Source organism: Maribacter litoralis (genome assembly GCF_902506355.1).
Lineage (GTDB): Bacteria > Bacteroidota > Bacteroidia > Flavobacteriales > Flavobacteriaceae > Maribacter > Maribacter litoralis.
Map to the genome: position 1 here is coordinate 3,696,076 of NZ_LR733271.1, position 23,677 is coordinate 3,719,752.

Below are 23,677 nucleotides of genomic sequence, written 5' to 3' on the forward strand. Positions count from 1 at the left end.
AAAACTTACTTTTTTATAACCTTTAGTTTTTTACCTATTACTGCTAAATCATTTTTTTTCTGTCTTAGCAATCGCTTACCAGTAGTATGGGCAAACTCGGAATAATCAAAGATGACCAATTGAATGCCATTTTTTGGCAATTCAATTCTTCTTCGTTCGTCGTAAAGCTTTCTTTGCTCTCCTCTAGACATGCCCGAAACTGTCATGCGTTTATCAAAATGTGGCACGGCTTCCGAGTGTTGTCTCTCATAATACTCAATAACCAAGTTTAGGCTATGGTAGTAGACATCTACCGGCAATTTTGTACCTGAATCTCCCCTTAAAAAATCAAAGCGATGTTGGCGTGAGCCTTTAAGCTTCAAAACTTCATCGCACAAATCAATGATATAGGCTTCATCACTATGTTTTATTTTCGCCTGCTTTTGTTTTGCCTTAGTAGTTTTTATTCTTTTTTGAACAGTTGTTTTGGTATTTTGAGAAGTAATTAAAGGTGCTTTACCGCCAATAGTAACTACGCTTCTAAAATCAGCTACGGTAAAACCACCACGCAAACCAAAATCTGATGCATAAAAGCCTAGCTTTCTTATTTTGGCTCTAATACTTTTTTGTTTCGTAGTATCTGATTGAAGCTTTAATTCTATTAAACTTTCAATCTCCCTTGCTTCTTCTTTTGTGAATTGACTTTTACCTTTCATTATTAAGTTCGGTGTTATCAATGATTATTTTAGCAATCGGATTCCAAGAGTCGTTTGAATTAGTCTCGTTCGATGTTTCATCTCCACGCGACCTATTTTTATCCTCCATATCGCCTGTTTTAGTATACCCTTGCAAATTATTTTGAATTTCAGATAGGGTTTTAGGTCTATGAGTGTAACCATGCAAAGCAGAAATTTTTTTAAAAGGAATCGGCTTAAAACAGGATAATATGGACCAAGGATATGCGTATTTTGGGTGAATTTGTGAATACTTTGGAGTTTTGGTTTTTCTTTTATAAAAATATTGAAATACTCTAGGCTCTACAATTGAACACCCAAACTGACGTTCGTCAAAAAAATAGTGCATACGTAAATATGGAATCGTCATATTTGTATTGCCATTATATAAAAGATAATATGGTATACATCCTTTACGCTTAGCATAATCATAAAGTTTATTCCATTGGTACTTACTAGATGTTTTATACCCTGTATCTAAACCTTTATATTTTTTATCACTTTTTAAAACTTTTGCTTGAAGGGCATAATGGTCATAGGTACCACTATTATTTTGAATAAAAAGTTCAATGTCATTACCATTCTTTGCCTCGTTGTAAGCATTCTGGATATAGCAATCTGCTTTACCTGTTATGATACCCCAATTTGTTAGTTCATAAATGATATCGGCTGTTAAGCCAATTTCGGGAACATTGATGCCTAAATGATGATAGTTAGCAATTTTATGCCACACCAATTCAGAAACTCTAACAAAGAGTTCGCATAATGACGTATGTTTATTTATGGTTGAAATTAACATACTTTCACCTTACCAGTTACCACCTCATTTATTAAACTACTCTTATACTCTTTTAACTTAGCTATTTCTTGCTGTTTTAAGCCAATAGCAGTTTCTATTTTTTTATTATCGCCTTCATATTTTAGAAGAATTTCTTTTTGTTCTTTTATTGACGGTAGAATAACTGGAAGTTGAGCATATTTATCTGCTCCAATATTCTCTATAGTTGCTTTTATGAAAATACTATCTTTCCATTTATTGAATAATTCTGAGTTTGTATATAAATAGAGAAAATCACTTAAAATTTCATCTTCGTTTGCTTCAGCTTTTATTAAGTAACCTGCAAAACAATAATTATTTTCAACAGACATCGATTTTTTAAACTGATAAGTCTTACCTACAGTTGCTCCACTTCTTGCAAATAAAATATCTCCATCTTTTAATAAATAATCTCCTCCATTATTCCAAGAAAGTGAAAGTTTACTTTCTTCACTTAATTTTCCATCATTTCCAAAATCAGTAATTCTTACATATCGTGGTAAAGTGATGTCATATTCAATACCACTTTCATTAGCTCCATATTTCAATTTACTTTTTAAAATATACTTCAATCTCTTTACCTCCCAATGCTCAGGAATCTCACCAATCCACTCCACGCCAGAATCTTTCAAGGTTACACTATCATTTAAACCACGTGTTACGGCTTTGTGTATTAAAATTTGTTTGCGTTCTTTAAGCAAGTTTATTTGTTGCTCTTTAATAGCAATAGCATCGTCTATTTTGGTGGTTTTATTGTCTAAAAATTGGGCTATTTTGTTTTGTTCTGAGAGTGGTGGAAATACTAATTCAGAATTAGCAATATGTGTAAAACTTAAAGTTTGCCTTACACCAGAACCTAGAGTTTTCATAAAGGCAACATCAAAAATATGAAGTAGCCACTTATAATAATCTTTAGATATTTCAGTTTTGTTTTGCACAATGATATAACCGGAACTTACTACAACATCTTTATCTGATAAACCAATCCTTAAACTTTTTAGGTCATAATTTAAGTTTAATGGATTTATAAGAAATTCTCCTTTATTTAATACTTGATAAGATTTTTTTGTTGAAACAGGTATTTTTTCATCATCCTTAAAAACAACTTTTCCAAAACTTATAGAACCACAGTTTAATTCAACATTATGTGTAATTTTCTTTTCTTGAAAAATGTGTTTAAAGCGTTTTAATTCCCAATGCTCAGGAACTTGTTCTAACCAACTAATTCCAGAATCTTTGTACTTCTCGTAACGTTGTACTATATTTTCTGCTGCTACCATTACACCAAGTTTAAAATTTCAGAAATTAAACCATCACTCTGCTTTTCTAAGTCTAGAATATCTTTGGTAACGTCTTCTATGTTACGCAATGGTGTGTGCTTATAAAAGTATTTGTTAAAGCTAATTTCGTAACCAATTTTGGTAGCGTCTAGGTTTATCCAAGCTTCTGGTACGTGTGGTTGTACTTCTCTTTTAAAGTAATTGTGTATATTATCTTTAAGTGGTACGTTTTCGGTATCGCGTAAGTCGCTTTCGGTTTCGTATATTACATACTCTCCCTTTTTAAGAGACCTCTTGACTGCGCTCGAGGTGCCATCGTTACTAAAACCATAATACCCAAAATCTGCTAAGTCTTTTTCTTCGCAATCTAAATGTGCTAAAAGTTTGTTTAGTTTATCTCCAGATAGTTTTTCTACTTTTTTAATCACCTTTTCAGCCTCAGCATCATACCAACTAACTGCGTTTAAAATGGCTTTTTTATCGCTTGCAGAAAGGTTGAGTTTTTGTGCTTTTATTTCATCTTCAACGTCCTTTTTAAAGCTGTTAAAGTTGGTGTATAAGGTATCACCAAACACCTTTTCTAAGGTTTTGGCAGCAGTTACCAAACGCAAATGTTTTTGCCACGTAGCTGGCTTGGTCAGTTTTGTTTTATTGGCAGATGATAAGTTGAGCTCATTTTTTTCGCACCATTCTAGCAACTCCTTTTCGTAATGCTTGGTGTTGGTATAGATACTTTCCCCAAAAGTTTCAAAGGCATATTGCATGGGTTCTTGCAACACTCTGTCGTAACGCAAAGTTTCTATACGCGCTGTGGTAAATTGGGCTTTTAAACGTTTTGGTCTTTCAATAGTGGCTTTGTAGTAGCCAAAATCATCATTATCAAAAACTTGCGCTGCAATACCTTGTTCGCCTTCGCGTTCTGCAACGCTCATGTTGGTGTAGGTTTCTACAATTTCGGTAATATGCGCTGGTGAGAACTCGCAGTTTTTATTTCCTAAGTTTTTACGCAATTTTCTATAGAGTTGTCCTGCATCTATCAATTGAACTTTGCCTTTTCGGCTTTTGGCTTTGTTGTTACTTAAAATCCAGATGTATGTGGTAATGCCTGTATTATAAAATAGGTTGTTCGGTAATTGTACAATGGCTTCTAACCAATCTTTTTCTATGATATAACGGCGTATGTTACTTTCTCCTCCACCGGCATCACCTGTAAACAAACTACTTCCATTATGCACACTGGCAATACGTGTACCTGTTGGGCTTTGTGAAAGGGGTTTCATTTTGGAGACCATTTCCATTAAAAACAACAATTGCCCATCAGAGGAACGGGGTGTGGCATCTTGATCTTCTTCTATTCCCCAATAATTATTCAGTTTAATTTGAAATCTTGGGTCAATGACATCTCTACCATCCTTAATATATTTTTGTTCGCTACTCCATGATTTTCCGTACGGTGGGTTAGAGAGCATAAAATCGAACGTTGTACCTGCAAATTCATCGGTAGATAGGGTAGAGCCAACTCTAATATTCTCTGGGTTGTTGCCCTTGATCATCATGTCAGACTTACAAATGGCGTAGGTTTCGTCGTTTATTTCTTTTCCATAGAGATATACATCTCCAATGGCTCTAATTTCACCTTCCCCATCCTTTATAAAGTTCTGGCTTTCGGTCAACATACCACCAGACCCACAAGCAGGGTCATAAATGGTCATTACCGGGGGTAGTTTGTCTTTTATAGGGTCAAAGATGATGTGTGTCATTAAATCGATGACCTCACGAGGTGTAAAGTGCTCACCCGCTTCTTCGTTATTCTCCTCGTTAAATTTACGTATCAGCTCTTCAAACACATAGCCCATTCCTAAATTGGAAAGTGCCGGTAGTTTTCTACCCTCTGGATCTTCTTTCTCAAAAGGAGTAAGGTTGATATAGAGCGAAGTGAATTTTTCCAAAACATCTAACAGCACATCTTTGTTTGCCATATGCGCTACCTGACTACGAAGTTTAAATTTTTGAATAATCTCCTTTACATTAGGACTAAAACCGTTTAGGTAATCTTCAAAATTGGCTTGTAGAATTTGGGTGCTATTGGTTGCCGTATCCTTTAGTTGTTGCAAGGTCCACTTACTGGTATTGTAAAACACAAAACCCGAAGCTTGGCGAAGTCCAGTCTCGTCCCATTCCGTAAAGCCGGCTTCGTCTCTTTGAAATGCAAGTTCTTCTAAAACGGCTTCTTTGGTAGGCTCCAGTAAGGCATCTAAACGACGAAGAACTATCATTGGTAAAATGACATCTCTATACTTGCCACGTACATAAACGTCTCGTAAACAGTCGTCTGCTATAGACCAAATAAAGGATACTAATTTATTATGGGATGATTTATTCATTATTGGAATTCTTGTTCTGTTTTTATTAATCTACATTTTCAAAAAACTTGGTAGCGTATTTACAGTAATCTATTATAAGCTCTTTGTCTGTTTCAAACTCTTTTCTGCTACCTAGCCAGTTTCTACATTTCTCTGTTATTTCTTTACCGGCTTTTAATTCAGCATAAGATATACACTTTATATGTTTAGGGGTAACCAAAACAAATAAGGCATTTTCAAAAGGATAAGCACCGTAACTTTCAATATCCTTTAAGGTCAATTTTCCGCTTTTTCGGAATTTAACCTCTATAAAATGGGCTTGCTTGTCTTTAAAGACAACAAAATCTGGCATTTGCCTAATGTTTTTAGAAACATCGCCTCTAACACCTTTAAGTAGATCCAATATCCCTGGTATTGTATTTTCCATTCCGTACTTATAGACTTGAAAATCTAAGGATATAAAAAGTTGTTCAATTATAGTTTCAGCTATTCTTCCTTTAATTACTCCTGAAACCCAAGGGTTTCCGTTTTCTTTATTATAACATTCGGTACATAGACCATTATTAAATCTGGTGTATTCACCACACTTTGTGCAATCTGGCATATTTAAATTATAGTTTTAAGGGGGAGTTTAATCTACTACCAAAATAATGAAACCATCTTTAAAAACGATGATAATTTCATATTCTTAATTATCATTCTAAGTGTGATAATCTCAATTCTCAGATAACTAGATAACTAGCGGTTTTGTTTTAACATTCTAAGGTTCAGTTTAAAAATCGGGAGCACAATTTAAATTTTGATTATAGGGTTGAATATATGCCCAAAAAGCCTCGCCGGCACTTGTTAGATAATTAATTGAATAATTAAATTCTGTATCTGAGCCTACTTGATAAATATAATCTTCATAAGAACTTGTGAACCTTACAACTGCAAAATAATAATCATTATAATTATCGTCTGAAATTTCATAGAATGTAACTTCTGATATAGCCTCACTACCATAACTATAATAAGAGGTGCCATAACCTTGATTTTCTACCATTTCAAGCATTTCATCACATGATGTTTGAGCGTAGAAATTACTTTGGGAGAATAGAAAAATTAAAAATAGAGTGAGCTTTTTCATGAGTTTATAAATTCAAAGATTACTTTTTCAACACTTGATGCTAGGTCTGCATTCTGTATTTTAAATTTTTTCACACCCATTTCGTTGAACCAATTGGTCCAATAGGCTCTCATTACATCAATAGCATAGGGGTTCTTAGGATTTAAACTTTCAATACCAATTACCAAAACTTCTAAATCTTCAAGACCATCATTTGCCTTTATAAATCCATAATTCTTTTCATTTAGTGTAGTTTCCCATTTAGATTTTGATAAAGGGAGTTTTTTCATTGAATTTGGTGTTAGATAAGAGCTCATTTTGGCTTCTTGCATTTGACTGTTTTCATGATACATATAACCATCGGTTAAGATTACCAAAATATTTCTATGACAATTACTAATAGTGTAGTCCTTTACGTTGTCCTTGAAAAATCGCCAAATATCTGAACCGGGAAAGTCTTTAGGGTTTTCAGAATCTGCCAAGGCCAAATTATATATTTCAGACGGTTGTGTTGCGTACAACTCTTCTGTATCTATGATTTTAGCTTTTGGAGAGTTTTTATCAAACTCTATGTGCAATTTTTCTGAAATGCTATTAATTGTATTATTTGTTGGTGCAGGATTAAAATACAATTGGATTTTATCTTGCAGGAGTATCAATTTTTTAGTTTTTACATGATTCGTAAATGCCTTTGCTATACTCTTTAAATTTTCTGTATCGCTTAGTATTGTTTTAGGTCTTGTAATCCTATCCGATAAGTCTAGAAACACACTAATGTTTAAATTATTTTCTTTGTTATCTAGAATAAAGCTTGGACACTCGCCTTTAATTTCATTTTTGGCTACTTCAGCTTCTTTGATCTGTTCTTTTTTATCTGATTTACAAGAAGAAATTAGAAGTATAGTAGCTATGTATGCCAGTAATTGAATTTTAGTTTTCATTTTTATAATGTTTTCGTGTATACTTTGTTTTGGTAGTCATCTGTATCTAAGTCTAATTGAGAAATGTGATTGTCATACACGATTCTACACTCGTTCAAATATTCTTTTGTCTGGTCAGGTCCTAATACAATTTCTGAGGTAATACATTCTTGCCAACCTTGCAGATATTCTGAAGAAAGTGCTTTGTAATTTCTAATTGGGAGAATAAACCCATCAATGATATCTTCTAGTTCTGCACAACGGATTTTACTTTCACTTAAAGCTTTCTCTAGTGATTCTATGATTTCATTTTGCTTAGCGGTAATTTGAAGTAGGTTTTTAATCTCTTTTTCTAAAGAAATTACATAGTTCTCAATTTTGTCTCTATCGGCATGTTCTTTCATAACAATATCAAATACTAAACCCCAAATGATATAGGATACAAATCCTGCAAAGATTATAACCCAAAAGCTAGGGCTAGAAAATGCAACACTTAAAGAGAATTCAGGATCTTCAAATGTTTTATTGAGGTTGTAAAGCTTCTCATCAATTAAGTATGCCAAAAGCGCATCAAAAACGAACGTGGTAATAAACAGTAGAATAACTTTAAATACATTCGCAATACTATGCTTATGCATAAAAACATGAATTAAATATCCTAAGCCGAAAAAAACAAATGGAATAAATAGTATAAATCCTAATTCTAATGCACCTGCGTCGTAAGCTTCTTGAATCGCTTTTGGGTAAAACATACCGCCAAAAAGTTCTGTAGAAGGATCAAAGGTTCTAAAGAATGCGGAAAAAGAAGTGGATATATAGAAGATAAAAATGTATACTGTTAAGAAAAGAAGTAAAATACTTCCTATCCAAAATTTAGAGGAAGATTTTCTTTCAACTGGTATACCGTAATCTTGAGGGGTTCTTCGGACATTGACAATATCTGATTTTAGTTTATCAATTTTCTTTTCTTTCTCCTCTAATTTCTCTTTTTCACGTTGTAATTCTTCACCCTTGGTGAGCATTAACGTTTTTTTGCCCTTTAATTCTGTAACATACGGTTGCTTAAGTTTAATCTGCTCTTCTTCCTCTTTCTTACAGTTGTTTTCAAACTTATGATATATAGCGCTTAAGCTGGCTTGAAGATTTTCTGATCTTCCTTGACATAATCTTGATGTTGAACGACCATCTTCGTGGTAAGTGACTTTTTGGTCCTCAAATGAAGGCTTCTCTGTCTCTAAATCTGGTTTTTTGGTTGGTTTTATTTGAGCAATACTTTTTAATAGTCCCATAGTTTAGCTGTTAAGTTCTAATAAAATTGATTCTTTACTTTTTCCTTCTTTCGCACTTTCTATCAAATACTCGGTAAGTGGTATAATCTTGTCTTCCATGAATTCAAAATTTCTACAATACTTCTTTAGGGCATTGAATTCATCATCTGTAACTACCTTATCTGCCCAAATCATTAAGGCGAAGTCATATAAATACTCAATTCTTTTTTCTAAAGTTTCGGGTATTGTTACAGAGCCGGTATGAGCAATTAATATTTCGTCTAATTGTTCCTTGGAAATATTTCTTTCACTGGCGAATTGATAAAGCAATCGCATTTCTAACGGACTAAAATCATCATCTGCCAACGCTATTTGGTAAAGTCTTAAGAAATGGCTTTTGATTTCTTCTGAGATGGTTTGGTTTTCCATTGGTATATATTGGTTTTGTTAAAATTTTCTATCTCGCCCATAAGATTTGGGAGATTTTTTTCTAGAATATGGTATAAATGGTTTTTTCTTTTTTATCTGTACTGTAGCCATTAAAAAAAGTAATCCACTAATGATATCTACTGGTACCCAAATTAATTTTTGGAATAAATAAATCGGAAATATAGGATTGAATAAATAGGCAATTAAAACAAAAGTAAGCAGCCTAAATGGAGTCTTATATGAATGGTATGCCATAACTAATGCTCCTAAAAAAACAAATACCCTTAAGAATTTATAATAAAAACTATCAAAAGGAAAGATGGCTATTAATAATACAATCGCACAGGTAATCGATAGGTAACTATAAAAATCCTTTTTGAAAGTGTAATTCATTTTTATTTGGTTTTGGTTGGGATAGTTCAAACCTATTACAATTTGAAATATATCTTTTACGGTATCCCGTAATCAGACAAAATCTATTTGTATTAATTTCGTTTTTATTAAAATCTACCATGTTTAAAAAGATCTTTTTACCACTATTTATTCTAATTCATTTTATAGCTTCCTCACAGGAGCAAATCAGCCTAATTTCTTGGAATATTAGAGATTTTGGTAAAACCAAAAGCAACGAAGAGTTAGATAGAATGGCAGAAATACTTCGTGACGCAGATATTGTCGCTTTACAAGAAGTGGTAGCAGGCTATGGTGGGGCACAAGCAGTTGCAAAGCTTGCCGATAACCTAAATAGGAAAGGTGCAAAATGGGATTATGTAATTAGTAACCCAACCAATAGCCCCAAGTATGTTACCGAACGCTATGCGTTTATTTGGAAGACCAAAAACATTAAAATAAAGAATAGGGGAGCGTTAATAAAAGAATTGGATTCATTAGTTGATAGAGAACCCTTCTTTCTTGATTTTTATGTAGAAGGGCGAAAACTTTCTGTTATTAATTTTCACTCCAGACCACATGATAAAAACCCGGAAAGAGAAATATTGGCAATTACCGACTATCTAATATCAGATGATTTTCAACATCCTATTATACTAGCCGGTGATTTTAATGTTGATCAAAAAAAAATGGTTTTCAATGGATTGAAAGAACAAGGTTATAGCGCAGCCGTCATAGATGCGAAAACTACATTAAGGCACAATTGCGCACTAGAAGGTTATCTAAATTATCCAATTGATAATATTTTTTATTCCGATAAAATTTCAGCTAATAGTAGTTATGCGATCGATTTTGTAAAAGCATGTGAGAACCTCACTAATGCAAGAGAATTGTCGGATCATCTGCCAGTTTTATTAAATTTTAGTATTGATTGAATTCTTTAATCTTCCCAGCCGCATAAGGTTCTGTTAATTTGTCTTGCTTTAGATAAGCTAACTTTATATGTGTCTGTAGAGCAATTGGAAAGTCCTCTGCAATTAGGGGAATAATGGTATTTTTTACTGGATTTTCCTTTGCAGATATATACATATGATTCAAATTTAGAAGCAGAGAGGGAGGTGTAAGTTGCTAGTATGGCTATAAGAATGATAGTATGTTTCATATAAATTACAGGGAGTTTGATTTGTTAGGTTAATTCTAAAACGTTACATAAGAAGGATATGTTCATTTTTATTGTTAAAATTTATAACGATTGACCTAGTTGTGTATTTATAAAGATGTGTAGAATGAAGTAAGTAAAAAAGGGTCAAGATATTTTAGTCTTAACCCCTTAAACTTTACGATTTAATTAACCGGTGGGTCTGGTGGCGGAGGTGGTATATCACCACCGTCACCGCAGCAGGCTTGTAATTCAACTTCTTGCTCTGCTAAATCTTGTGGATCACAAGATAAAAAGGCAGCATTGAGGATTACCGTAAATAGAATTATAGAAATTTTCTTCATTTTGTTTAAGATTTATGGACATACCTATGGCTGTCCGAATTAGAAATCAGTTATTGTTAGCGACGTAAATCGCACATAAAATGAAGGGACGTCTCCCAATGTTGAGAAGTAGAAATCTAAATGCGGTAGTGCCTAGCTACTTCTCAATCGGGCTATTTACCGACCGCATTTATAGATTCCGAGAGACTGATTTATTATTGGACTTTGGTAGCTATTCGTAGTCCTAAATCAATCTGAAGCAAAGAAATAAGAAGTTGATGATTATAGACCAGACAAAACCCCGACTTGCTTTCGACATTTATTCGACATCAATGAAAACAGGTGGTTACAGAGATGATTAGTTAAGTGATGATATATTAAAATTGTATTTTTATAAATATGAAAGAGGCAATTATTAAAGAAATAGTTGAAAAGGTTTTTGAGAAGGCAAAAACTGAATGCCCCAAACATTCCAGATATGCATTGAGCAATCATATTGCGGAATTTACATCTATAAGTGCGAAAACAATTGAAAGGTTATATGATAAATATTTAGAAAAAAGAGGTAGTATAGGAGATCAAAATGAATATACTATAAATGACCTTTGTAAGTATTTAGGCTATAATTCATACGCAGATTACGTTAAACAAAATCGGAAGGGTAAGATTAATATTAATGTAAATAATGGTGGAGAGAAAAAGAATTGGAAAGTGTTGGCTTCCGTTAGTCTAATATTAGTTGTTGGATTGATTTTAGGTTTAAGGGAGAAGAGTAAGGAACCTAAATGTATGGTATGGAGAATAGACCACTATGAAAAAACGGATTGTTCCACTAGTTACATGGAAAATATTATACCATTGGATGAAGTGAGGTTACAAAATTTTAAAAAAGTTGATGTTGATTTAATAACTGAGTTTTTTGAAGAAACTACCGGTAAACCTTTATTTTGGTATTATAAGTCTGGTGATACTATTGAATTTTACACTGGTCCTGGGCTACATCCTGTTAACGGAAAAACCTTAAAAGCGATTACCGAGCATATAATAGATAAGTATGTACCTATACATACTTACGAAGCAAGCTCATTTACGCAATAAACAACTTAGTTTTTCGGAGCTTTCTTTTCACTAAACACATACTCCATTAAATAAGCATCCATTTCATCATCTGTGGGTATTTTGTTTCTAAAAATTGGGTCTTTTAAAGTCTTTTTAGATGATTTATTTTCAGATTGATTACCAATAGAAGACAGCGAAGTTGAATATTTCTCAAATTTATATTGCTTATTCAAAGCTAATATAATCTTTAGCTCTCCTTCAAACTGAATGGTTTCCTTTATTATGGTTACTTTATCTATTAATTTCTCATTGAAGTAATTTGCATTTCCTGTTAAGTATTCATTCAATCCCTCAGGGTAATTTTGAATGGCATTTAACTTCATAGCTTCACGCTTGGTATAGTATAATTCAATTTTGGGCGTATTCTCTAATTTTGGAATACCATCTGGGTTTTCTAGCAAATGGACAAAGTCAAAACCGGGAGCGTTTTTATTGTTGATGATATTCATAAATAACAATCTTGCTATTATCTTTGCTTCTTTCTTTTTTACTCCAATAGTATGATTATTGAACTGATGGAAGAAATTAATAAACACGTTATTTATATTTTCTTGATAACACTGCAAGATAAAGGCGTAATATGCCTCTACAAGAGGTGGGCAAGGATCTAGTCTAATTTTAAAATTACTTTTGTCTTTTAGGTTGATTGTCTTGTTGAACGGAATAGCGACCACGCTAGAGCTTATGTACAGCTTTTTCTTTTTAAAAAGTTTTAGACGTTGCTCACTAGTTAATTCTTGAAGTCCTTCGTTTGCTAAACACCCGAAATATTTTTTTCTTCGTTTATCCATTTTGTGAACCAGGTTTTGGGGAAGATTGTAAAAATTCAGAATAATCTTCAGGGAGTTCAGCATCTATATCACGTAGATATTTTTCTAATGAGCTTATTGTAGAATGCCCGGTAATTCCAAGTAATGTACTTTTTGTATCACTTGTATTAAGCTCTTTTCTCATCTCTCTATACAGTTTAGTAATATAGGTGTGCCTATAACTATACAGTCCATACTCCTTGCCTAAATTAAATTGGTCTTTGATTTTTTTGAATCTTTTTGAAAAATAATTTCTTTTATCCCGTTCAGGTATATCCCATTCACCGCCAATCTTGTATGGAGTAAACAAAAAATGTTCTGGATTCTCCTTGGATAGGTCTGGTAAGATGTTCAATAAGATTTCAGGTATAATTTTGATTTTGACCTTCTTATTTTTCGCTTTTACATATATTTTTCTGTCCGCCACATCAATATCTTTTATTTTCAGCCTACATACTTCAATAGGTCTTAGAAAGCAAAGGGACACGAATTTTACAAAGGATAAGAGTAATTGGTCATTTTCATTCATACAGGTCTCCAATTTAGACTCTTGTTCAGGGGTAAACGTTTTGTTACGTGTAGGTTTAGTAGATAACGGTTTAATTTTAGGGATGAAATTGTCATCAATAATTTCATTGTCCTCCAAGGTTGTAAAAATGGCACTTAAACTTGTTCTTGCATTATTTCGTGTTCTAGGTGAAGTTCTAGCTAGCACCGAATTTAAATATTGAACTACAGTTTTCTTGGTAATGGACTTTAAACTGGTTATTTCGTTTTCATCTAACCACCTTTCAAATTGCTTAAGTGGACCGTGATATCCTGAATATGAGTTTGGACTCAACGATTGTTTCTTAATTTTTAGCGCAAAATCAAAAGCTTCTTTAATTGAAATCTCAGGATCTTCTGTTAGTGTAGTATTTGTAGTTGGAGGGGTGGTATTAATAATCTCGTTTGGTGGTTGTTCTATTTTTTTGGGTTCAGTTTTAGGTTTTTCAATATTTTCAACCTTAGAATCGCTTTGAGTTGCTTTTATATTCTGTTCATATGATTTAGGAACGTAACCGCTTTGCAATTTAAATATCAATATTCTTTTGATAACCTTCATGAACTGAAGTCTTTCTTTTTTCGTTTTTAAATGATTCACACCGGCCTTTATCGGTGTTTGTCTTTCTAACTTATATGTTTTGGGATTTCGATAGGAAAAATAAACGTACCAATCTTTGGCCAAGGCATCTTTTTTCTGCCTATTAGTAAGTTTGGACCAGCCTTTTATAGAGACACCTCCAGTGTAGAATTTGGGTTCGGAATAGTTCAGTTTCATGTTCAAACCGTATACGTTATCGTATACGGTAGGTAAAAGTATGGAATTTAAAGACATAAAAAAACGGCTTGTGCGTACACAAACCGTTGATTTTGTTGGTCTTTACCTATTGTAGCGAGAGGGGGGCACGATCCCCCGACCTCCGGGTTATGAATCCGACGCTCTAACCAACTGAGCTACCTCGCCATATTATTTTTAAACGGCTGCAAATATAGGGGTAATTTATTTGTTCTTCAACAAAACTTGATTAAAAAAATAATACTGGTCATTTATTTTTTTATCATTTAGAAATATATATATTGCTCGGCATAAAGTAGCATGACAATGAGCGATAAAATAAAATTTGAATTAGAGTTTGTAATACAGTCTTCCCCACAAATGTTATATCAGTACTTAGCAACACCTTCAGGACTGTCTGAATGGTTTGCTGATAACGTAAATTCTAGAGGTGAAAAATTCACTTTTATTTGGGATGGAGCAGAAGAGGAAGCTAAGCTGTTAAAGAGAAAAACAGATGAGTTCGTTCGTTTTGCTTGGGAAGAAGCAGAAGACGATAGCTTTTTTGAAATGAAAATAATCGTTGATGAAATAACAAAAGATGTTTCTTTGTTTATAACCGATTTTGCCGAAGATGACGAAATTGACGAATCTAAAATGCTATGGACAAATCAAGTTTCCGATTTGAAACAGGTGCTAGGTTCATCTTAAAATATTCTTATTTACAGTATCTTTGAGCCTTAATTTTTTTAAGGCTTTTTTTATGTTCAATTTTAATGGCGGACTACTTGAGGATAATTCATCTTTTTTAAATGAAAAGAATAGGGGAGTTCAGCTTGGTGATGCCGTCTATGAAGAATTACGGGTAATCAATGGTGAAATTATTTATCTAGAAGATCATTATTTACGCCTTATGTCATCCATGAGAATTTTACGAATGGAGATTCCTATGAATTTTACTATGGAATTTATGGAGACTGAAATTCTAAAAATCTTCTCTGAAAATGATTTAAAACAAGCGAAACGGGTAAAATTCACCGTTTTTAGAAATAGTCAACACAATTTTTTTGAGTCTGATAACAGTATATCTTATTTCATTGTAAGTGACACTTTAAACAATCATTTTTTTGTTTTAAGCGAAGACAATTATGAGGTAGAACTTTTTAAGGACTTTTATAAGAATTCTAGTATGCTATCTAATTTAGATACCAATAATAAGATTCTGAATGTTGTAGGAGCTATTTACGCCCGCGAAAATGATTATCAAGATTGTTTGCTGCTGAACGAGAGAAAGCAGGTTATAGAGGCTCTAAACGGTAATATTTTTATTATAAAAGAAAATAAGATTAAAACACCACCTGTTACAGATGGTTGTACCAATGGCGTTCTAAGAAAAAAATTGATCGAACTTCTATCAAAATTAGATGGTTTCGATTTCTTGGAAGACAGTATTTCACCGTTTGAGCTTCAAAAAGCAGACGAACTCTTTATCGTAAATACAATTGATGGAATTGTTCCAATAACAAAATATAGAAAGAAAGCGTTTGTAAATACCGTTGCAAAGAATCTGATAGGGAAACTTAATGCTGCTGCAAGATTATCTGTAAGTCCTAGAGTTTAATTTAAACTAGGGTTTTCTGGGGCATTGGACCAAAGCAAGTAATTACCGCCTAATTGTATCATATTTTCTTTCCAAATAGCTGTTGCGGCTTTTTGAATGATTCTACTTTCGTGCTCATTCTCTACTACGATCCAAGATTTTGAGGTTAGCTCTTCATCTAATTGTAATGATGACCAGCCAGAATAACCTAAAAAGAAACGGATATCATCTTCAGAGATTATTTCTTTATTGATCAACTCTACGGTAGTTTCAAAATCACCTCCCCAATAAATTCCGTCTGAAATCTCAACACTGTTATCAATTAAATGTGGAACTTTATGAATAAAATATAGGTTGTCTTGCTCTACCGGTCCGCCATTATACACTTGAAAAGGAATTTCGATTTCGGTAACCAATTCATTTATTTGATACTCCAATGGCTTGTTTAAAATAAAACCAACTGAGCCCTCGTTACTGTGTTCTGCTAGTAAAACTACAGATCTATTGAACGAAACATCTCCTGTTAACGAAGGTTCCGCCACTAGTAATTTTCCTTTGGTTGGCTTTAGTGCTATCATAAATATTATATGATTATATTTCTAAAGTAAGACAAATCCTCTTAAAAATCAAAAACATAGAAATAAAAAAAGCGCCTTTTAAGGCGCTTTTCAAAAATTTATCAGTGTAAAATTAGTTTACAGCTTTACCTAAATCAGCACCTGCTTTAAACTTAACTACATTTTTAGCAGCGATTTGGATAGTTTTTCCAGTTGATGGATTTCTACCTTCTCTTGCATTTCTTTTAGATACGGACCAAGAACCGAAACCTACTAAAGAAACTCTATCTCCTTTTTTAAGAGAACTTTCAACATTTCCCAAGAAAGATTCCAATGACTTTTTTGCCGCAGCTTTTGTGATGCCAGCGTCTGCTGCCATTGCATCGATCAATTCTGTTTTGTTCATAATGTGATAATTAATTGTGATTAAATAATTTATACCTATTAACAAATTTATATGGATTTCTGAGCAACACAAGTAAAACGGGCGGAAATCCCTTATTTTGTTGATAACTCAGCGTGTTTGTTGATAAAGTAGGTTTTTTTCTACGTTTCTTTCAGCCCAATAATAACGGGGCTTTAGCCCATTTTGGCATTTTCTTCTAAATTAAGACCGTTCAACAGATCCTTTACTTGCATTCTTTTCTTGCCCTGTAACTGTATTTCAAGTAGGTTTAAGTAACCATCTTCAACCGCAACTTTCATCTCTTTTTTATTAAAAACCAGAGTTCCCGTAGATAAGTCATGCTTTTGAGTTTCAATTTCTGCCTTATAAATTTTGGTAATAACTGTTTGGTCTCCGTTGGTTAATGTTGTCCAAGCTGCAGGATACGGACTCAACCCTCTAATAAAGTTATAAATGTCGTTTGAAGATTTGTTCCAGTCTATTTCACAAGTCTCCCTATGTATTTTATGGGCATCTTTTAAATTCTGTAAATCGGGCTGTTTATGGGTGGTGAAATTTCCAGATTCAATTTGTTCTACCGTCTTTAATACGGTATTGGCTCCCAAATGCATTAATCGATCATGTAGATCCTCAGCGTTATCGGTTTTTTCAATTACCGCCTCGTCTTGCATTATTATCTCACCGGTATCTATTTTCTCATCTATAAAGAATGTAGTTACCCCAGATCTGGTCTCTCCATTTATTATCGCCCAATTTATAGGTGCTGCACCTCGGTATTGTGGCAATAATGAGGCATGTAGATTAAAGGTGCCATACTTGGGCATACTCCAAACTACCTTGGGTAACATTCTAAAAGCGACCACCACCTGTAAATTGGCGTTCAAATTTTTTAATGTTGCTAAAAAAGCTTCATCTTTTAAGTTGGTTGGTTGAAGCACCTTTAAATCATTTTTTACGGCATATTTTTTTACGGCAGATTCGTTTAATTTTCTACCCCTACCTGCAGGTCGATCTGGTGCGGTAATGACACCAACGATATTATATTCATTTTTTACCAGCATATCTAAAATGCCAACGGCAAAATCAGGTGTTCCCATAAATACAATTTTCAATGCTTCCATATTATAGTAGTTGGTATTCGTTAATGTTATTTAATGTTATCAAATTATCTTCTAATAGTTCCTGTAATGCCGAAATAATAGTTTCTTGAGAAATATTTAGCTTTAATTGCAGCTCTCGTGAACCTGCATCTTTCTCCTTTAATGCTTTTATGATTTTTATTTTGGCGTGAACAATGGATGTGTTCTCGGTTTTTTGGCTCGTGCAAACATCACATATGCCACAAGGTTGTTCTTGTAGTTCTCCAAAATAGCCTAAGAGTTGAATGCTTCTGCAAACAGTGTCATTTTCTATATAAGAAAGCATAGCGTTCACTTTCTCTATTTTAAGCTGATTTTGTTCTTCTATATTTTTCGCGAAAAGATTAATGGTTCTATCATCATCTCTTGGTACCAGAAAAAACATCTCTAAATCGCTCGTTGCACTGGAGTACTCAATAATTTCATCTTTTGCTAAAAGCTCAAAATTTTCATGAATTTTATATTCCGGCATTGACGTTTTTTTTGATAACATATAGGTGTTTATAGGTGTATCAAATTCAAACAATCCTCCATAAGTGCGTAGAACTATCTTTATAAAATCTGACAGTTTATTGTTTTGGTCGATATACCTATATAAGGTGTCCTTGTCGGTAATAAACTTAATGGTAATTTTTTTAGAGAAATTTTCGGATAACGAGATTACCGAATTCCTATCCAGAATTTGTAAAGTATTATAGGTAACGAATGTATTAAGCTTATAAATACTGCAGAATTCATTGAAATTAAGATGAAACCTTGCTTCCGTAAACTCTCCATATCCGATCTGAAAAAATGTACTTAATTTTTTATAAATCATTTTAACATGGGCAACACTCGGCAAAATATCTAAAAACTGCTTTTTGACTAAAACCTTATCTGTAGTATTGGTCAATATTATAGCTTTTGCAAAAGCACCATTTCTACCTGCTCTACCTGCCTCCTGAAAGTAATTTTCTACGCTATCCGGTATTTGGTAATGTATCACCAGTTCCACATCTGGTTTGTCTATACCCATACCAAATGCATTGGTGGCAACCATTATTTTATAGTTGTTTTTTAACCAAAGTTCTAAGCGTTCCGTTTTTTTATTTTGATCAACACCACCGTGGTAAAATGTTGCACTAATATTATTCTGAACCAAAAACTTTGATAACTCTTCTGCCATTCTTCTACTTCTAACATAAATAATGGCACTTTGCTGTACTTGTTGGCAGTATTGTTTTAAGTATCCTCTTTTGTCTTCGGTAAACTGTACTTCAAGCCCAATATTTTTTCTAAAGAACGAGTCTTTTATGACCAAAGGGAAGGTGAGTTCTAGAGAATTGATAATATCTTCACTAACTCTTTTTGTGGCCGTAGCGGTCAAAGCTACTACTGGTGGCGTAGCATGTAATTGGCGTAAAACCGAACAGCTTAAATAGGCGGGTCTAAAATCATGTCCCCATTGAGATATACAGTGTGCCTCATCAATAACGAACATAGAAACGTTCATGCTTTTTATACGTTCTTGTACAAATTCTTGTTGTAGACGTTCTGGCGATAGATATAAGAATTTATAGTTGCCATAAATACAATTATCCAATAGCTTATCAAGTTCGTTAAATTTAAGTCCGCCTTTTAGACCTATAGCTTTAATACCAAGCTTCTGAAGATTATTTACTTGATTTTCAATTAAAGCTATTAGCGGTGAAATAACGATACAGATACCATCTTTTGATAATGCCGGAACTTGAAAACACAAAGATTTTCCACCGCCAGTAGGCAGTAGGCCCAAAACATCTTGACCATTGATTATGGCATTGATAATTTCTTCTTGAGAGCCTCTAAAACTTTCAAAACCCCAATAATTGGATAAGATTTCTTTTGGAGTACTATTCACTCGCTCCGTTTATATGGTCTATTACAAATTGCAATCTATTTTCAATGGTGCCGAAAGGAACTTCTATGGGTTTGTAACCCAGTTCAATATAGGTGTTTTCTAATTGTTCATGTATGCCGCAAGCTTGTTCAAAATTTTCCATTCTCTCATTGTCTTGCACATAAATCTCTTTCCAGGGTGGTAAAATCAGCACTTCGTCATATCTATTCTTTAGGCACAAATCTGCGTAACGTGGTTCTGTAGTTTGTCCAAAATAATTCATATAAGCGATAACATCGGGCAAGCCACGATCATAAAATACATGTTCTTTGTTTATATTTTTGCCATTCTCAAAATGCTTCAATCTAGCACTGATCAGCTCATCATTAAAGCTTTTTGCATCCTTTACAAAATCAATAGGGTTAACGAGTTGGTCTTCTAATGAAACATCATCCAACGCATCTAAAGTCATGGTTCTGATTACTTCATGAAAACAATGGTAGCCATTTTTTTCCAACGAAGATATCAATACTGTTTTTCCTGTTCCAGGACCACCTGTTACAACAATTCTTTTGCTTTTCAAACTCTTAATTTATAAACGCAAAAGTACATAAACCGCCAGTATTAAAAAACTGGCGTATTAGACTTATCTTTGCATAAAATAAGAGTTATGGACGAAAAGAATCCAGAGGAATTTTATAAAAAATTAAGAGAACAACTAACGGAAACTACAAATTGGCCGTCTAATTATCTTTACAAATTTATTGTTGAAACAGCTACGGATAAGATAGCTAAGATTGAGGCTATTTTTGATAATATGGGCGCGGTAATCGACTTAAAAAAATCTAAAAACGGAAAATATACAAGCGTTTCCATTACGGTGAATTTAAAAGGACCAGATCAGGTTATAGAAAAATATAAGGAAGTAGGTGAAATAGGTGGGGTAATCTCCTTATAAAATAGCTTTTCATCTATAATTTTATTATTTTGGCATCGTTATAAGAACACTTCTCAAACACAATAAGCTAAAATTTTCAATTTGCAATTAGTAGAAAACCTAGAATATAATACGGAGCGTCCTCATTTGATCATTCCTGAATACGGTCGTCATTTTCAAAAAATGGTAGATCATGCAGTATCAATAGAAGATCGCGAAGAAAGAAATAAAGTAGCCCAGTCCATTATAAGTGTGATGGGAAATCTTCAACCTCATTTACGTGATGTGCCAGATTTTCAACATAAATTATGGGATCAATTATTTATCATGTCCGATTTTAAGTTGGATGTAGATTCACCTTTTCCTATAACCTCAAAAGAGGTGTTGAAACAAAGACCGGAGGCGTTGGAATATCCGCAGAATTTTCCAAAATATAGGTTTTATGGAAATAACATAAAACGAATGATCGATGTAGCAGTAGAGTGGGAGAAAGGCGATAAGCGTTCTGGATTGGAATATGCTATTGCCAACCACATGAAAAAATGCTATTTGAACTGGAATAAAGATGTGGTAGACGATAAAGCCATATTTAAGCACTTGTTCGAGTTAAGCGATGGTCAAATTGATTTAGCTTCAACTGGTGAGAGCTTAACGGACAGCGGTCAATTTTTGAAAAATAGAGTTGCCAAGAACCCTAGATCCAGTTCAAACAAAAAAAATCAAAGAAATAATAACCGCGGTAAAAAACGCTATTAATTTCCACTTCTCTAGATGGGAACATTCAAAATAGAAGGAGGACACCAGTTATCTGGTGAAATAACACCTCAAGGAGCAAAGAACGAAGCACTTCAAATACTTTGCGCTGTTTTACTTACAGATGAAAAAGTAACGATCAACAACATCCCCGATATTGTTGATGTCAATAAACTTATAGCACTATTAGAAGATTTAGGTGTAAAAATTCAAAAGAAAGGCAAAGGCTCATACACTTTTAAGGCCGATGATGTTAATTTGGATTATTTGCAATCTGACCAATTTAAACAAGATGGTAGAGGCTTAAGAGGTTCTATTATGTTGGTAGGACCGCTTTTGGCTCGTTTTGGAAAAGGATATATACCTAAACCTGGTGGCGATAAAATAGGACGCAGACGTTTAGATACTCACTTCGAAGGTTTCATTAACCTTGGTGCCAAATTTAGATATAATAAAGAAGAATACTTCTATGGGGTTGAAGCTGATAAGCTGAAGGGGACCTATATGTTATTAGATGAGGCTTCTGTAACAGGAACAGCAAATATTGTAATGGCAGCTGTTTTGGCAGAGGGTCAAACTACGATATACAATGCTGCATGTGAACCATATCTACAACAGTTATGTAAGATGTTGAATAGGATGGGCGCTAAAATTACCGGTGTTGGTTCCAATCTATTGGTTATTGATGGTGTTGAGAAATTAGGAGGAACAGATCACCGCATGTTGCCGGATATGATCGAAATAGGAAGCTGGATCGGATTGGCTGCCATGACGAAAAGTGAATTAACGATTAAAGATGTTAGTTGGGACGATTTAGGTCAAATTCCTACTGTATTTGGTAAGTTGGGAATTACTTTAGAGCGTAAAGGAGATGATATTTACATTCCTGCCCATAAAGATGGTTACGAGATCCAAAATTATATAGATGGTTCTATCTTGACGATAGCCGATGCACCTTGGCCCGGGTTGACACCAGATTTACTTAGCATTATTTTAGTGGTAGCTACACAGTCTAGGGGTGAAGTGTTAATACATCAAAAAATGTTTGAAAGCCGCTTATTCTTTGTAGATAAGTTGTTGGATATGGGAGCAAAAGTAATTCTATGTGACCCTCATAGAGCTACCGTTATTGGTCATGACTTTAAGTCTACTTTAAAAGCGACAACCATGACTTCACCAGATATTAGAGCAGGTGTTTCTTTGCTAATTGCGGCGTTATCCGCGAAAGGAACTTCAACCATTCATAATATAGAACAGATTGATCGTGGTTATGAGAACATTGACGAAAGACTACGTGCAATAGGTGCTAAAATCGTAAGAGTTTAAGCATTATTTCCATTAGATATAAAAAACTCCATAATTAGGTTTAACCTTTTATGGAGTTTTTATTTTATAGATATGTTGTGTTATTTTTCAATTAAAGTACCATCAGGATATTTGGCAAATCTACCTCGGGTGGCATCATGGGTATGATCTGGGTGTCTCCATGGCCAACCTCCAAATTGGGTAGTTTTAAATTCATTCATTGCATTTTGTAATTCTTCATCGGAATTCATTACAAACGGACCGTATTTTGCTACTGGCTCTCCTATAGGTTTTCCTTGTAAAACTAAAATATGGGCATTTGCACCAATAGCTTTTATTTCAACCTCCTTAGAGGGATCTATATCTACGCCATGGTTTGGTTTTACCGACTCCCCTAATAGTTCAATAGTGTTACCGTCATAGAAATATATTGTTCTATGAGAATTTATCTCAGCTTTAGGTAGTGTAATTGTTCCATTTTCATCAATAGTAATGTTCCAAATTGCAACATCGTTATCCTTGTCAATTGCCCAAGAATCTGGTGCCGGGTCTGGTGCTTTTTCACTGTTGAATTCACCGGCAATTACTTTTATTCTAGCATTTTTTAAGTTTATAACAGGAATTTCTTCATGCCACAGCATTTTAAAGTGTGGGTCTACAAATTTACTTTTAGCGGGTAAATTCAACCATATTTGAAAAAGCTCAAGTGTATTTTCCTTGTCGGTATGTAATAAAGGGAACATTTCTGAATGTTGAACCCCACTACCTGCAGTCATCCATTGTACATCGCCTTCACCAAAACGTCCTGCGGCGCCAAGTGAATCCGAATGATCACAAAACCCTTTGTTTACAACAGTGATGGTTTCAAATCCGCGATGTGGATGAGCCGGAAAACCTGGTACGGTTGTACCATGGTACATTCTATAACCATCTTTTATCTGAAAATCGTTTCCTAAGTTTCTACCTTTCAATGAGTCATCGGGACCTAATTCACCATTCCCTTTTGGATAATGATCCAAGTGGTAAACACAGAACAAAAAAGGATCTTGTGTTTGCCAAGGAAAGCCCAGCTTAAATATGCTTTTAATTTCATTTTTCATGATATC

At 33.8% G+C, this 23,677-nt stretch carries 27 protein-coding genes and 1 tRNA gene; 7 read left to right on the plus strand and 21 right to left on the minus strand.

Annotated features, from left to right (window positions below):
* Window positions 1–5: 5 nt before the first annotated feature.
* From EXIGUO8A_RS15505 to EXIGUO8A_RS15550, 10 genes are all read right to left on the minus strand, one after another.
* Entirely contained in the window at window positions 6–695 is a 690-nt protein-coding gene (locus EXIGUO8A_RS15505; RefSeq protein WP_201304129.1) for a hypothetical protein, read from the minus strand.
* Window positions 685–1,512 carry a DUF6615 family protein gene (locus tag EXIGUO8A_RS15510; protein ID WP_159303853.1) on the minus strand — a complete coding sequence of 276 codons (828 nt, stop codon included), beginning with the start codon at window positions 1,510–1,512 and terminating at the stop codon, window positions 685–687. The genes EXIGUO8A_RS15505 and EXIGUO8A_RS15510 overlap by 11 nt, the downstream gene beginning before the upstream one ends.
* Window positions 1,506–2,810 carry a restriction endonuclease subunit S gene (locus tag EXIGUO8A_RS15515; RefSeq protein WP_159303854.1) on the minus strand — a complete coding sequence of 435 codons (1,305 nt, stop codon included), beginning with the start codon at window positions 2,808–2,810 and terminating at the stop codon, window positions 1,506–1,508. Before EXIGUO8A_RS15515 ends, EXIGUO8A_RS15510 begins: the two co-directional genes overlap by 7 nt.
* On the minus strand, window positions 2,810–5,194 hold the full coding sequence (locus EXIGUO8A_RS15520) for a type I restriction-modification system subunit M (RefSeq protein WP_159303855.1): 2,385 nt from the start codon (window positions 5,192–5,194) through the stop codon (window positions 2,810–2,812). The genes EXIGUO8A_RS15515 and EXIGUO8A_RS15520 overlap by 1 nt, the downstream gene beginning before the upstream one ends.
* A 25-nt stretch (window positions 5,195–5,219) precedes the next feature.
* A complete protein-coding gene (locus tag EXIGUO8A_RS15525) occupies window positions 5,220–5,777 on the minus strand; it encodes a hypothetical protein (RefSeq protein ID WP_159303856.1) in 558 nt (185 codons plus the stop codon).
* A 168-nt stretch (window positions 5,778–5,945) separates the two neighbouring features.
* Window positions 5,946–6,302 carry a hypothetical protein gene (locus EXIGUO8A_RS15530; RefSeq protein WP_159303857.1) on the minus strand — a complete coding sequence of 119 codons (357 nt, stop codon included), beginning with the start codon at window positions 6,300–6,302 and terminating at the stop codon, window positions 5,946–5,948.
* Entirely contained in the window at window positions 6,299–7,222 is a 924-nt protein-coding gene (locus EXIGUO8A_RS15535; RefSeq protein WP_159303858.1) for a hypothetical protein, read from the minus strand. The genes EXIGUO8A_RS15530 and EXIGUO8A_RS15535 overlap by 4 nt, the downstream gene beginning before the upstream one ends.
* Window positions 7,223–7,224: 2 nt before the next feature.
* Entirely contained in the window at window positions 7,225–8,490 is a 1,266-nt protein-coding gene (locus EXIGUO8A_RS15540; RefSeq protein ID WP_159303859.1) for a beta-carotene 15,15'-monooxygenase, read from the minus strand.
* Between the two features lie 3 nt (window positions 8,491–8,493).
* The gene (locus EXIGUO8A_RS15545) at window positions 8,494–8,898 is read right to left on the minus strand and encodes a hypothetical protein (protein ID WP_159303860.1); all 405 of its coding nucleotides are present in this window, start codon (window positions 8,896–8,898) and stop codon (window positions 8,494–8,496) included.
* Between the two features lie 18 nt (window positions 8,899–8,916).
* On the minus strand, window positions 8,917–9,291 hold the full coding sequence (locus EXIGUO8A_RS15550) for a DUF6804 family protein (RefSeq protein ID WP_159303861.1): 375 nt from the start codon (window positions 9,289–9,291) through the stop codon (window positions 8,917–8,919).
* A 119-nt stretch (window positions 9,292–9,410) separates the two neighbouring features.
* Between EXIGUO8A_RS15550 and EXIGUO8A_RS15555 the strand changes: the two genes are divergently transcribed.
* The gene (locus EXIGUO8A_RS15555; protein WP_159303862.1) at window positions 9,411–10,223 is read left to right on the plus strand and encodes an endonuclease/exonuclease/phosphatase family protein; all 813 of its coding nucleotides are present in this window, start codon (window positions 9,411–9,413) and stop codon (window positions 10,221–10,223) included.
* A gap of 5 nt (window positions 10,224–10,228) precedes the next feature.
* Here the strand turns inward: EXIGUO8A_RS15555 and EXIGUO8A_RS15560 are convergent, their stop codons facing one another.
* Complete coding sequence (locus tag EXIGUO8A_RS15560) at window positions 10,229–10,450, minus strand: hypothetical protein (protein ID WP_074673619.1); 222 nt, start codon at window positions 10,448–10,450, stop codon at window positions 10,229–10,231.
* A 182-nt stretch (window positions 10,451–10,632) separates the two neighbouring features.
* Entirely contained in the window at window positions 10,633–10,791 is a 159-nt protein-coding gene (locus EXIGUO8A_RS15565) for a hypothetical protein (protein ID WP_159303863.1), read from the minus strand.
* Window positions 10,792–11,169: 378 nt separating this feature from the next.
* On the opposite strand from EXIGUO8A_RS15565, the gene EXIGUO8A_RS15570 reads away from it, so the two are divergent.
* Complete coding sequence (locus tag EXIGUO8A_RS15570) at window positions 11,170–11,868, plus strand: hypothetical protein (RefSeq protein WP_159303864.1); 699 nt, start codon at window positions 11,170–11,172, stop codon at window positions 11,866–11,868.
* A 5-nt stretch (window positions 11,869–11,873) separates the two neighbouring features.
* On the opposite strand, the gene EXIGUO8A_RS15575 is transcribed toward EXIGUO8A_RS15570, so the two are convergent.
* The 3 genes from EXIGUO8A_RS15575 to EXIGUO8A_RS15585 all read right to left on the minus strand — a co-directional run bounded on the left by EXIGUO8A_RS15575 (window position 11,874) and on the right by EXIGUO8A_RS15585 (window position 14,205).
* Window positions 11,874–12,680, minus strand: a complete 807-nt coding sequence (locus tag EXIGUO8A_RS15575; protein ID WP_159303865.1) for a hypothetical protein — start codon at window positions 12,678–12,680, stop codon at window positions 11,874–11,876.
* Window positions 12,673–14,076 (minus strand): tyrosine-type recombinase/integrase, encoded by a 1,404-nt coding sequence (locus tag EXIGUO8A_RS15580; protein WP_159303866.1) that lies wholly within the window; start codon window positions 14,074–14,076, stop codon window positions 12,673–12,675. The genes EXIGUO8A_RS15575 and EXIGUO8A_RS15580 overlap by 8 nt, the downstream gene beginning before the upstream one ends.
* A gap of 55 nt (window positions 14,077–14,131) precedes the next feature.
* Window positions 14,132–14,205: transfer RNA gene (locus EXIGUO8A_RS15585), tRNA-Met, on the minus strand.
* Window positions 14,206–14,343: 138 nt separating this feature from the next.
* Between EXIGUO8A_RS15585 and EXIGUO8A_RS15590 the strand changes: the two genes are divergently transcribed.
* Both EXIGUO8A_RS15590 and EXIGUO8A_RS15595 read left to right on the plus strand, forming a co-directional pair.
* On the plus strand, window positions 14,344–14,727 hold the full coding sequence (locus EXIGUO8A_RS15590; protein WP_116770093.1) for an START-like domain-containing protein: 384 nt from the start codon (window positions 14,344–14,346) through the stop codon (window positions 14,725–14,727).
* 52 nt (window positions 14,728–14,779) lie between these two features.
* Entirely contained in the window at window positions 14,780–15,637 is an 858-nt protein-coding gene (locus EXIGUO8A_RS15595; RefSeq protein WP_159303867.1) for an aminotransferase class IV, read from the plus strand.
* On the opposite strand, the gene EXIGUO8A_RS15600 is transcribed toward EXIGUO8A_RS15595, so the two are convergent.
* The 5 genes from EXIGUO8A_RS15600 to EXIGUO8A_RS15620 form a co-directional block, all read right to left on the minus strand.
* Entirely contained in the window at window positions 15,634–16,194 is a 561-nt protein-coding gene (locus EXIGUO8A_RS15600; protein WP_116768865.1) for a YqgE/AlgH family protein, read from the minus strand. The genes EXIGUO8A_RS15595 and EXIGUO8A_RS15600 overlap by 4 nt on opposite strands.
* Window positions 16,195–16,306: 112 nt before the next feature.
* Window positions 16,307–16,582: an HU family DNA-binding protein gene (locus tag EXIGUO8A_RS15605; protein WP_262885585.1), complete on the minus strand. Its 276-nt coding sequence runs from the start codon at window positions 16,580–16,582 to the stop codon at window positions 16,307–16,309.
* Between the two features lie 170 nt (window positions 16,583–16,752).
* Window positions 16,753–17,700, minus strand: coding sequence for a methionyl-tRNA formyltransferase (gene fmt, locus EXIGUO8A_RS15610; protein ID WP_159303868.1), 948 nt, complete (start codon window positions 17,698–17,700; stop codon window positions 16,753–16,755).
* A 1-nt stretch (window position 17,701) separates the two neighbouring features.
* Window positions 17,702–19,597 (minus strand): RecQ family ATP-dependent DNA helicase, encoded by a 1,896-nt coding sequence (locus EXIGUO8A_RS15615; protein ID WP_159303869.1) that lies wholly within the window; start codon window positions 19,595–19,597, stop codon window positions 17,702–17,704.
* The gene (locus EXIGUO8A_RS15620) at window positions 19,590–20,159 is read right to left on the minus strand and encodes an AAA family ATPase (protein WP_159303870.1); all 570 of its coding nucleotides are present in this window, start codon (window positions 20,157–20,159) and stop codon (window positions 19,590–19,592) included. The genes EXIGUO8A_RS15615 and EXIGUO8A_RS15620 overlap by 8 nt, the downstream gene beginning before the upstream one ends.
* A gap of 87 nt (window positions 20,160–20,246) precedes the next feature.
* Here EXIGUO8A_RS15620 and EXIGUO8A_RS15625 point away from each other — a divergent pair, with 87 nt between their 5' ends.
* The 3 genes from EXIGUO8A_RS15625 to murA all read left to right on the plus strand — a co-directional run bounded on the left by EXIGUO8A_RS15625 (window position 20,247) and on the right by murA (window position 22,592).
* Window positions 20,247–20,534 carry a DUF493 family protein gene (locus EXIGUO8A_RS15625; RefSeq protein WP_159303871.1) on the plus strand — a complete coding sequence of 96 codons (288 nt, stop codon included), beginning with the start codon at window positions 20,247–20,249 and terminating at the stop codon, window positions 20,532–20,534.
* Between the two features lie 81 nt (window positions 20,535–20,615).
* Complete coding sequence (locus tag EXIGUO8A_RS15630) at window positions 20,616–21,269, plus strand: DUF4290 domain-containing protein (protein WP_116768870.1); 654 nt, start codon at window positions 20,616–20,618, stop codon at window positions 21,267–21,269.
* 15 nt (window positions 21,270–21,284) lie between these two features.
* Entirely contained in the window at window positions 21,285–22,592 is a 1,308-nt protein-coding gene (gene murA / locus EXIGUO8A_RS15635) for a UDP-N-acetylglucosamine 1-carboxyvinyltransferase (RefSeq protein ID WP_116768871.1), read from the plus strand.
* An 80-nt stretch (window positions 22,593–22,672) separates the two neighbouring features.
* On the opposite strand, the gene EXIGUO8A_RS15640 is transcribed toward murA, so the two are convergent.
* A complete protein-coding gene (locus EXIGUO8A_RS15640) occupies window positions 22,673–23,671 on the minus strand; it encodes a pirin family protein (RefSeq protein WP_159303872.1) in 999 nt (332 codons plus the stop codon).
* Window positions 23,672–23,677 lie beyond the last annotated feature (6 nt).

Coding starts and splice junctions, on each gene's coding strand:
- EXIGUO8A_RS15505 (WP_201304129.1), bottom strand. CDS start 695: ATGAAAGGTAAAAGTCAATTCACAAAAGAAGAAGCAAGGGAGATTGAA.
- EXIGUO8A_RS15510 (WP_159303853.1), bottom strand. CDS start 1,512: ATGTTAATTTCAACCATAAATAAACATACGTCATTATGCGAACTCTTT.
- EXIGUO8A_RS15515 (WP_159303854.1), bottom strand. CDS start 2,810: ATGGTAGCAGCAGAAAATATAGTACAACGTTACGAGAAGTACAAAGAT.
- EXIGUO8A_RS15520 (WP_159303855.1), bottom strand. CDS start 5,194: ATGAATAAATCATCCCATAATAAATTAGTATCCTTTATTTGGTCTATA.
- EXIGUO8A_RS15525 (WP_159303856.1), bottom strand. CDS start 5,777: ATGCCAGATTGCACAAAGTGTGGTGAATACACCAGATTTAATAATGGT.
- EXIGUO8A_RS15530 (WP_159303857.1), bottom strand. CDS start 6,302: ATGAAAAAGCTCACTCTATTTTTAATTTTTCTATTCTCCCAAAGTAAT.
- EXIGUO8A_RS15535 (WP_159303858.1), bottom strand. CDS start 7,222: ATGAAAACTAAAATTCAATTACTGGCATACATAGCTACTATACTTCTA.
- EXIGUO8A_RS15540 (WP_159303859.1), bottom strand. CDS start 8,490: ATGGGACTATTAAAAAGTATTGCTCAAATAAAACCAACCAAAAAACCA.
- EXIGUO8A_RS15545 (WP_159303860.1), bottom strand. CDS start 8,898: ATGGAAAACCAAACCATCTCAGAAGAAATCAAAAGCCATTTCTTAAGA.
- EXIGUO8A_RS15550 (WP_159303861.1), bottom strand. CDS start 9,291: ATGAATTACACTTTCAAAAAGGATTTTTATAGTTACCTATCGATTACC.
- EXIGUO8A_RS15555 (WP_159303862.1), top strand. CDS start 9,411: ATGTTTAAAAAGATCTTTTTACCACTATTTATTCTAATTCATTTTATA.
- EXIGUO8A_RS15560 (WP_074673619.1), bottom strand. CDS start 10,450: ATGAAACATACTATCATTCTTATAGCCATACTAGCAACTTACACCTCC.
- EXIGUO8A_RS15565 (WP_159303863.1), bottom strand. CDS start 10,791: ATGAAGAAAATTTCTATAATTCTATTTACGGTAATCCTCAATGCTGCC.
- EXIGUO8A_RS15570 (WP_159303864.1), top strand. CDS start 11,170: ATGAAAGAGGCAATTATTAAAGAAATAGTTGAAAAGGTTTTTGAGAAG.
- EXIGUO8A_RS15575 (WP_159303865.1), bottom strand. CDS start 12,680: ATGGATAAACGAAGAAAAAAATATTTCGGGTGTTTAGCAAACGAAGGA.
- EXIGUO8A_RS15580 (WP_159303866.1), bottom strand. CDS start 14,076: ATGTCTTTAAATTCCATACTTTTACCTACCGTATACGATAACGTATAC.
- EXIGUO8A_RS15590 (WP_116770093.1), top strand. CDS start 14,344: ATGAGCGATAAAATAAAATTTGAATTAGAGTTTGTAATACAGTCTTCC.
- EXIGUO8A_RS15595 (WP_159303867.1), top strand. CDS start 14,780: ATGTTCAATTTTAATGGCGGACTACTTGAGGATAATTCATCTTTTTTA.
- EXIGUO8A_RS15600 (WP_116768865.1), bottom strand. CDS start 16,194: ATGATAGCACTAAAGCCAACCAAAGGAAAATTACTAGTGGCGGAACCT.
- fmt (WP_159303868.1), bottom strand. CDS start 17,700: ATGGAAGCATTGAAAATTGTATTTATGGGAACACCTGATTTTGCCGTT.
- EXIGUO8A_RS15625 (WP_159303871.1), top strand. CDS start 20,247: ATGGACGAAAAGAATCCAGAGGAATTTTATAAAAAATTAAGAGAACAA.
- murA (WP_116768871.1), top strand. CDS start 21,285: ATGGGAACATTCAAAATAGAAGGAGGACACCAGTTATCTGGTGAAATA.
- EXIGUO8A_RS15640 (WP_159303872.1), bottom strand. CDS start 23,671: ATGAAAAATGAAATTAAAAGCATATTTAAGCTGGGCTTTCCTTGGCAA.